This is a genomic window from Rhodococcus sp. TAF43 (genome assembly GCF_052113525.1).
In the GTDB taxonomy this organism is placed as follows: Bacteria; Actinomycetota; Actinomycetes; order Mycobacteriales; family Mycobacteriaceae; genus Prescottella.
Genome location: NZ_JBFRDL010000021.1, coordinates 80,928 through 89,808, shown reverse-complemented (window position 1 = coordinate 89,808; position 8,881 = coordinate 80,928). Strand labels below are relative to the sequence as shown.

5 protein-coding genes and 2 pseudogenes are annotated in these 8,881 nt (G+C 63.9%); 1 reads left to right on the top strand and 6 read right to left on the bottom strand.

Annotated elements, in window-relative coordinates; genetic code table 11:
* Nucleotides 1–150: 150 nt before the first annotated feature.
* Nucleotides 151–1,494, bottom strand: coding sequence for an SLC13 family permease (locus AB4Z09_RS15105; RefSeq protein WP_442240092.1), 1,344 nt, complete (start codon nt 1,492–1,494; stop codon nt 151–153).
* 413 nt (nt 1,495–1,907) lie between these two features.
* Nucleotides 1,908–2,063 (bottom strand): annotated as a pseudogene (locus AB4Z09_RS15100) (integrase core domain-containing protein); the annotation flags it as partial.
* A 1,793-nt stretch (nt 2,064–3,856) separates the two neighbouring features.
* On the opposite strand from AB4Z09_RS15100, the pseudogene AB4Z09_RS15095 reads away from it, so the two are divergent.
* Nucleotides 3,857–4,013, top strand: a pseudogene (locus tag AB4Z09_RS15095) (IS256 family transposase); the annotation flags it as partial.
* Nucleotides 4,014–4,090: 77 nt separating this feature from the next.
* Here the strand turns inward: AB4Z09_RS15095 and AB4Z09_RS15090 are convergent.
* The 4 genes from AB4Z09_RS15090 to AB4Z09_RS15075 all read right to left on the bottom strand — a co-directional run bounded on the left by AB4Z09_RS15090 (nt 4,091) and on the right by AB4Z09_RS15075 (nt 8,748).
* On the bottom strand, nt 4,091–4,396 hold the full coding sequence (locus tag AB4Z09_RS15090; RefSeq protein WP_174910862.1) for a hypothetical protein: 306 nt from the start codon (nt 4,394–4,396) through the stop codon (nt 4,091–4,093).
* A 689-nt stretch (nt 4,397–5,085) separates the two neighbouring features.
* Nucleotides 5,086–5,541: a RidA family protein gene (locus AB4Z09_RS15085; protein ID WP_442240094.1), complete on the bottom strand. Its 456-nt coding sequence runs from the start codon at nt 5,539–5,541 to the stop codon at nt 5,086–5,088.
* Between the two features lie 146 nt (nt 5,542–5,687).
* Nucleotides 5,688–7,331, bottom strand: coding sequence for a PucR family transcriptional regulator (locus AB4Z09_RS15080; protein ID WP_174910852.1), 1,644 nt, complete (start codon nt 7,329–7,331; stop codon nt 5,688–5,690).
* 160 nt (nt 7,332–7,491) lie between these two features.
* Nucleotides 7,492–8,748 carry an NAD(P)/FAD-dependent oxidoreductase gene (locus AB4Z09_RS15075; protein ID WP_174910849.1) on the bottom strand — a complete coding sequence of 419 codons (1,257 nt, stop codon included), beginning with the start codon at nt 8,746–8,748 and terminating at the stop codon, nt 7,492–7,494.
* Nucleotides 8,749–8,881: the final 133 nt, after the last annotated feature.

Genomic DNA, 8,881 nt, shown 5'->3' with positions numbered 1-8,881 from the left:
GACGTAGACTTGGCCACCTGAAAGGTGCTCCTTGATCACGCGATTGTTCAACCTTAGACAAGTCGAATTATCGCAGGTCGGAGCACCTTTCTTCGTCAGTGACACAGGTGTTCAGCCGAATTACCGTGAAAGCGGCAGGCTAACGCAGGATCACAGGCTCGGGACGAGCACGAACATCAGCCATGCGGCGACCGGTGCGACGATGATCATCGACAGACCCCATCGCAGAATGCCACTGAAGATGCGTTGCTGCTGAGAGACCGGGGCGTTGGCGACCGTCAATGCGCCCACGGTGGAGAAGGGGGTCGCGTCGACGGCCGTGGCGGACACCGCCAGCGCGATGATCAATCCGAGCACGGGAACTTCCCCCTGTGCCAACAGCGGAACGGAGAGTGGAATCAAGGCTCCGAGTGTGCCCGCACTGGACGCGAACGCGGAAACCGTTGCGGCRATGAGGCAGATGATGAATGCGGCGAGGAGAGGCAGACTCAAGCCGGCGACGGCGTGACCGATCCGACCTATCGTCCCGATGTGCTGCAGCAGCGCGACATAGGTGATGATTCCGCACATCAAGAGCACAACGTTCCACGAGATCGATTTCTCTGCTCCTTCACTCGATTTCGGCGTGACCAGCCGCAACACCACCGCGGCGGTCAATGCCAACACGCCGATGTCCAACCCGAAGATCATGGCGCCCGTGACCACGACCAGGACGGCTCCGATGGTGACGATCTGCGGGGACGTGAGTGTGGGCAGGCTTCGGGAAGGTGCGATCGTCGTGGCCGCCGCTCCCTGCACCGCAACGGCGCCGGAACCATCCGGCACCTGCGCGACGTCGCCGCCGGTCGGGTCCGGCAACCCGGAAGTGGTGTCCGAGCGATCAGCGCCGCGGCGGCGAAGCGCGCCGCCGTAGATCCAGTAGATCACTCCGCCGAGCATGACGTTGAATGCCAGGTTGCCGGCGAACAACAGCAGCGGATTCGACGACAGGCCTTCTCGTTCCATCGTCTGGTTGACGATAGCCCCGAGGACATTGACCGGCGAGAAGTTCCCGACCGCGGAACCGTGAACGATCATCAAACTGGTCAGGACCGGATTGATGTTGTACCGCTGTGAGAGTCGAAGACCCAGAGGAGCGAGGATGGCGACGCCGGCCGGCCCCAGCGCTCCGGCCGTAGTCGGCACCGCAGCGACTGCGAAGAGCACCCAGGGCAGCACCTTCGCATGGTCTCCTACGCGGTGGGCAGCTCGGTCTACGACCCATTCGACGGTGCCGTTGGCCGTGGCGACGCCGAACAGGAAGGTCATTCCCACCAGAAGCACGAAGATATCGGCCGGGAACCCTTCGTAGATCTCGTCGAGTCCAACTCCTGCAACCAGCGTGCCGACCGCCACCGCTCCGATCAGCGCCAGCGCACCGAGATTGACCGACCGCCATGTCCCGAGCGCGAATATGAGTGCGAGAACGACGATTCCGAGGACGTCGATGGACATTGAACCTCCTACGCGACAACTAATGCACTTCACGAGTGATGCAAGATGAGACGCCGATCACACCCGTTGCGCTCATAACGTAGGCAAGTTTTCCTCAGATGGCAACACCGCTCTGCTGTACAGAGACCCTGAAGCTGATGGGCGCGCCCACGGCGAAACGAACCCAACGGCCCGGCGCAGTCGACGACCGCCACGGCTGTGACGCGAGAAATTCGGCACCAGCGAGAACTGCTGTGCCTGTGCGGGATTCATTGACCTACCGAGGTCTGGGCGCCGGAGATGGGCGATCACCCCGAAGGGTGCTACGGGGTGCCGTCCCACTGGCACGCGTCGGCCGCTTCCGCGACGACGAGCGTTATCGGCGACGGGCCGACATCACAAACTGTGGTTGCGGTACTAGCTGTACCCGGCCACCAGGTTGGTGCCAGGCGGCTGATTGGAGGAAGGCCTCCGAGTGCGCTGTGGCGTCGTCGAGTGTTGCCGCGCTTGAGCTAGGGTGCAAGTGCCGCGGCGCGTTCGGCGTTGGTGGTGAAGACCTGCCGGTAGGCCCATTCGGTTTGCACCCGACGCAGTGACCCGAGAACGACGAAACGCCTCTCCCCGAAGCAGGCGGTTTCAAGGGGCCGTCGCAACACTGTTGGTACCCGACGCGGACTCATTGCGTCGAGTGCCGATATAGGTACCTAACCAGGTATTTCTACCGGTGCGGTTTTCTGTCCGGGTGCGACAGGGTGGATCTGCTCGAACAGCCCACCTCAGGGAGCGACCTAGATGCCTGGCGAGAACCTGCAACCAGTAGCCGACCTGCACGCCACCTGGAACCCATCGAAGAAGGGCACGGTCGTGGCCCTTCGGCCAATCCAAGAGACGCCGCGCACGCGGCAGCCCGCTCCGTGCAGGATGACGATCATTGCGTTGGACTCTGGCCAGTGGACATTCGCGTGGGTCCGTGGCCAACACCGCGTGATGCCCGGTCTGCGCGTCGAGTTTCAGGAACATCCAGCTGACGCCAGGTTCCCGACCTTCAGTCCGGTCTGTGAATCAAATGTTCGACACAATTGTGGTGAGAGCGGTCCTGCGACAGCTATGGAATATCGGTAGCGTCAGCGGGGTCGGCTGATCACCGACAACGCCTGGGCCTACCGATGGTCCCTGCGTGCGGTCTGCGCCGAACTAGACCAACTTGGCGCGCCGAGGCGGCGCGGGCGCCGATCGGACCAGCAGGCTGTCCTCACAAACGCTTTGGGGGCCGAAGCACAACATCATCCACGCTCCCGACAGACTGGGTCAGCAAAAGGCGGGTCTCAATCGGCACGTAACATCTGATACGTCGAGAAGTTCGTCACGCGGGCATCGTGAGGCGCCGCTACAAGCCGAGGCTGTCATACTCGTACAGCCGCCTTTCCGGTCGATGCGGCAGTGGGGCCCAAAGGATTGACTGCCTACGACCTCGGCCGATCGAGGCGAAGCGCCACTTGCAGACGACCAAGGTCAAGAATGCCTCGAGTCCGCCGTTCATCGTTCCTCACCCTCGTCGAAGTCGGGCTGATCAGGACTACCTCAGCTTGACCTATCGGCGGCTCAGGGACTACGGCACTATTACCTGTTTGTATACCTATCCTGGTCTGGGCCCGAGCTCTTGACCGCCTTCGACGACCCGGCGCGAGCTACTACCTGTCGTCGATCTCGGGAGATTCGTCTCCGGTTCGTCTTGCTGAACGTGGACCTGGGCTCCGGTTGCGGGGTGGAGCGATCACCACCATGACGACACYGCCGACAGCCAGGACGAGGGCAGCCAGGACGACGACTGTCGTGAACACTTCGGTCCGCCTCTCGGGTTCAGATCGGGTGGATCGGGTCGATACTTGCGCAACCGCCCGCTTCGCCCTGTGTTGCAAGCAGTCCTATGCGGCACAGCTCGCTGGACGGGACGCCAACGGCAGCCAGGGGCGGCCCTTGTGGACTGATCGCCCCGCCTGGTCACGCCGGTGGCAGGGCGATCAGTCGATAGAAGGGTGGTGCCTGCACTCTCGGAAGCGAGAAGCGCCACCCATGTGACACCACGCTGGGGGAATGGAGCCACGAACGTCACCCCGGGGGAGGGCGACCTGGAAAGGATAGGACAGCGGGCGCTGGCGGTCACTTTCGTTTGCGAACTCTGTTGCAGGTCTTCATAAATCAGAAGAAATTGCAAACGAACGACCGACCATATTGAAGGTGTCGACGAGCACTTGCGATCCGAAAGTCGCAAGATGTCAGGATTCGGCAGGCGAATCTGCAAGAAGTGAATTTCAGAAACGGATGATCCCACGATGCGGGAGGGGTCGGCGCCGCAGAGTTTGCCGTCCAAGGAGATCAACTCAGAGCCGACGTCGTGGAGATCTTTCCCCACGGCCGCGTCCTCCATTGGTGACAGTCATTGTCATCGAACAACACGACGAGCGGCGAGTCACTCGACGCTACGTCTCCGACGACGGCATGGACGACTGCGGGCTGCGATCGCAGCCAAGCAGCGCGCCACCGAACCGACCGAGCGGTTGCCCAGCATGTTCGAAATCAGCTTGCCTTCAACACAACTCGCTGATCACTATGCGCATCACGCGATGATCCGAAGTTCCCCCCGTAGGGCGCTGTCGGTCTGGATCCACGGCGACACCGCGCGGAAGGCGTCCACCGTCTCCCGGCAATGCGCATCGACCTGCGCGACGATGTCCGCGTCCCGCCGGTTGGGGCGAACGCCCTCGTACCCCGCGACGCCCGCGAGGGCGATTCCCGGCGCGTTCTCACACTCCCGGGCGAGGCCCAGCGCCGCCGGGGCGTCCCGGACTCCGGTTCGCCCGCCCGGGGTCCCGACGTCGACGAGGACCCTCAGTGGATTGGCAGCGCCCCCATTCGAGGGCAATGGAGGCTTGACGAACCGTGGCGACCGTGACGCCCCACGCGCCGGCGTCCAGCTGTCTCTGGACGATGGGCCGGGTCATCGTCGTCTTGATGCGCGGGCACAGCTCGACGCCGCGGTCGCGGCACCACGCCGCCATGAGATCGACGTTGTGCTGGACCGCGGGGAGACTCAGCCGCAGCTGCGGCAGGGACTGCGCCGCGTCTCTGTCATACGTCGTGTCGCCGTCTTGGTCGACGTCGGATGGGTCATGGTGAGCCTCCGGATCCGGATTGGGCAGGGCCGCGTGATCACCTTCTGAACGGTATGGACAGGACACTACGGCGATACAGGCCCGCGAGCAGAAACGAACTGTGTCTCCGCACCCGCAGAGCAACACATTCGGCGAGTACCGCTTCGACTGCCGACGGATGCTGCCACAGGCCGAGGCTGTCGTGTTCGTACAGTCGCCCCGTAGCCGGTGTGGCTGCCCAGGCAGGGGCCCTCCGGCGCCAGCGCCCCGCCCAGGCAGGACGACACAATCGGGCCGACCGCTGCGACAAGGGTTCTACGTCCGATGTCCATCGCGAGTCACTCTCCGATGGGATCAAGCCCCGACCTGAAACTCGGGTCGGCTCGGGGCTGTTGTCGTTTCGGGGGTATGTGTCAGACTGACGACTGTCGCGACCACCGCCATCCTTCCGTATTCGTGGTCAGGCCACCTCGACGACGAGTTCAACTTCGACGGGTGCATTCAAAGGTAGTTCCGCGACGCCGACTGCCGATCGAGCATGTGCACCGGCGTTGCCGAATACATTTGCCAGCAGATTCGATGCCCCGTTGACGACGTCTGGCTGGCCGGCGAAATCGTTTGCGGACGCGACAAATCCGACCACCTTGACGATTCGCACGACCGCGTCGAGACCGACGAGAGCATCGATCGCAGCGAGCGCATTCAGCGTGCAGATCTCAGCGGCGCTCGATGCGTCCGCCACTGAAACGTCGCGGCCGACCTTGCCCGTCCGTTCGATCACACCGTCTACCACAGGCAGTCGGCCAGACGTGTACACCAGGTTGCCGGTCCGAACGGCCGGCACATACGCACCTATCGGTGCTGTGGTCGCCGGTAACGCGTACCCCAACTCGGTGAGGATGTCCGCCCACGACATCGACGGGTCCGCGTCCGATTCCGAGTTCGAACCCGCGTCGGGCGTGGTTGCGGTGGGTGGTGTGGAGGACATAGTTGCGCTCCCTGGGTTGTCGGATTCGGATCTTGGTGATGGTTGGAAAGAGATAGGAAATGCCGGCTAGCCGATCAACACTGACGATCGTCGCTGGTCGGCTGTTCGTCCGGAAGTGGTTCTACGGCAGCCTCTTCAGGAGAAACGGAGGCGGCGCTGTCGGCGGCATCCAGGATGGACGTCAGATGGACCGCGATGGCCAGGCGGAGCCTGGCGTCCATCAAGTCGAGTCCGATGAGGTCGGTTATCTGCTTGATTCTGTAGCGCAACGTGTTCGGGTGGATATGGAGCGACTGTGCGGCACGCTTCGGTTCGCCGTAGTGCACGAGGAACGCGGCCAGGGTTGTGACGTAATCGGTTGCTCGTTCAGCGTCGTGGTCGACCAAGGGCTGGATAGGTCCTGCGCCGAGCGGTGGTTCCGTGAGCAGTGCCGCGTGAGTTCGTGCGATTACGACTTCATGCCAGGATTCCTCATACGTCGTCGACGGTGTAGCGGCCCGTCCTTTCCGGGCCAGTGAAATGAGTTCGGTTGCCTCCGCGCATGATCGGGAAAGATCGTGTGTCGTGTGTGCGGGTCGCCCGGCGAGGATCGACACGGTGTTGTCGTACGCGTACGTGTCGTCGGCCAATGCCTGGAGCCACGCCCAGCTCCCTGCGGTGCGTGCAGACCCCGTGTCGGTGACCACGGCCATCGGAGTGCCTTCGATTGAGGTGAGCAGTGGTTGGGGCCAGCCGTAGCGCGTCATGACCGACTCCCACAGGTGTAGCCGGTACTCCGGTTGCGCTTCGGTGGCAGCGTCGGCAAATGCGACGACGCGCCACGGGCCGGGCGGCAACCGCAGGTCCGTTGTGTTGTCTGGGCTGAGCAGTCCCGCGCGGAGACGGTCGACGGTCATTCTGCGTGCGGCGCCGGACTGCGCGCGCAGACGCAGGAGGTGCAGCGCTACCACCGATGCGGTACGGGTCAGTTCGTGGACCTGGTCATCGGGGAGAGGTCCGGGATCGACGGCCCAGATGGAGCCGAGGAGTTCTCGTCCGGCGCGGATAGGGATGATCAACCGCGGAAGTACGCCGTCGGGACCAGCGTCGACCCAGATCGGCTCGTCGGATGACTGCAGTCGTCGGAACACTCCTCGGGACCGAAAGTGCCGCACGATTGGCTCCGGGACGCGGCGTCCGACGATGGTGGAGATGCGGGCAGGGTCGGCGGTGTCCTGGAGTTCGGAGTAGGCGAGCACCCGCGAATGGGCGTCCTCGATGGTGACGGGTGCGGAGATGGTGGCCGCTGCGGCGTCGGCGAAGGCGAACAGTTCACCGTAGTTGCTGGGATCGTGCTGGATCTCGGATCGTGCGAGCGTCGTGGAGTGATCGAGGATGCTGCGTGTCAACCACACCAGATGCGTCCACGAGGCCTGCGGTTGCAGTTCGATCAGACCGACGCCGAGCTCGGCGGCCGGGCCGGCCACGCCCGGGTCCTCGGCCAAGGGTGCCTTGAGGACCACGGCACAGGCCTCGGCGCGGACTGCTCGATCAATGAGTTCGACAGCGGCGGCCGCGCAGTCGACTCCGAAACCCAGGACGAGGCTGCCGGGGTGGTCGAAGGATGTGTCGTCGGCATCGGCGAGGGTGACGTCGTGGATCTGATCGCGCTGACCGGAGACGATCGGGCGAAGAAGGGCCCCGCCCAGCGAGTCGATCAAGGCGCTGACGTTGATCATCGGTTCTCCTCGGTGACGGAGGAGACTCGGCCGTGCCGAGTCTCCTGGGACCCGCCATGCGCAGTCGCACTTCCACAGTATCGCTCGTTTGTCGGGAATCGACGGACCGAGATCGATGCGCTGGGCCGCCGGGGAGTCTCCACCTCCACAACTGATCCGGTCACCGGAGCGGATCGAACGGTGCGAGCTCGGTCGCTGTTCGGCCGGTGGTGATCGTCTCCGCGAGCAGACGTCCCGTCGCCGGCCCGAGGGTGATACCCCACATACCGTGACCGCCTGCGGCGAACACGCGGGGCGAGCGGGTTGCTCCGATCACCGGCAGGCCATCCGGCGTGCACGGACGTGAACCGACCCATTCGTCGCGACGCGCGTTGAGATCGGCGCCCCGCAACAGAGGTCGCGCGGCCTCCACGATCGCCGCGATCCGCCGCCGATCCAGTGCAGCGTCGGGTGTCTTGAACTCCATCATCCCGGCCACCCGCAAACGATCTCCGAGTGGCGTACATGCCACCCGCTGTGCCGGGAAGTAGACCGGGCCTGCAGGAACGTGGTCGATCGCGACACTGAAGCTGTATCCACGACCGGCCTGCACGGGTATGCGGACGCCGAAGTCGCGCGCAATGTCGCCGAGCCATGTTCCGGTCGCGAGTACCAGGGCGTCGAACTGTCCCACATCACCTGTGGGGGCTGAAATCCGAACGGCGCTACCGTCATCGAAGACACCGTTGACGTCAACGCCCTCACAGATCGTGCCCCCGCGCTCTCGGATCGCATCCGCGAGGCTGTGCACGAACTCGCCGGGGTTCATGAACCGCTGACCATGCAGTCGGATCGCGGCGCCGACTTCGTCGGACAACGACGGCTCCACCCCGCGTGCGTCGTCACCCGACAGGACGTCGAACTCGATTCCCTGACCGGCTGCACGAATGTGCTCGATTTCCTCGAGCAGGACAGTGCGCTCCGCCGGTGTCCGATACGCTGCCAGAAAGGATTTCGCCTCGTGTGCCCTCGCCTGTACGCCGCCGTCCGCTAGTTCGTCGAACGCGGACAGTGCGCCTTGGTTGATCCCGACCAGGGCCTCCATCGCGACACGCCACCGCGCCGCGGTGCTGTGCCGGGCGAATGACGCGAGAAAACGAATCAAACGAGGGTTCAATGTCGGCGGTACGTACACCGGCGAGGATGGGCTGAGCACCGCACGAACCCCGTACCGCAGCACCGCCGGCTCGGGCAATGGAGTGCTGATTCCGGGGGTGATCCACCCGGCGTTACCCCACGACGCCCCGGCCGCAATTCCCTTGCGGTCGAGCACTGTAACCTCGACACCCCGTTCCTGCAGGAACCATGCCGTGGACAACCCGACCATCCCCGCACCGACGATGCAGACCCGCTGTGGAGTCGTTGGGCAGAGCCTCATGAACGCACCTCTTCTCGAAACGTGTTTGCCGTCACACGATCATCTGGGTGAAAGGGCGGCGAGTCACCGTGCTGTCGCTCCAATACTTCGTCGGCAGCCAGTGCTGACAGCACAATCGATGCCCTGAACAGCG

Excerpts from the sequence above, each read along its gene's own strand:
- AB4Z09_RS15075 (WP_174910849.1), bottom strand. The coding sequence starts at position 8,748 with ATGAGGCTCTGCCCAACGACTCCACAGCGGGTCTGCATCGTCGGTGCG.
- AB4Z09_RS15085 (WP_442240094.1), bottom strand. The coding sequence starts at position 5,541 with ATGTCGTGGGCGGACATCCTCACCGAGTTGGGGTACGCGTTACCGGCG.
- AB4Z09_RS15080 (WP_174910852.1), bottom strand. The coding sequence starts at position 7,331 with ATGATCAACGTCAGCGCCTTGATCGACTCGCTGGGCGGGGCCCTTCTT.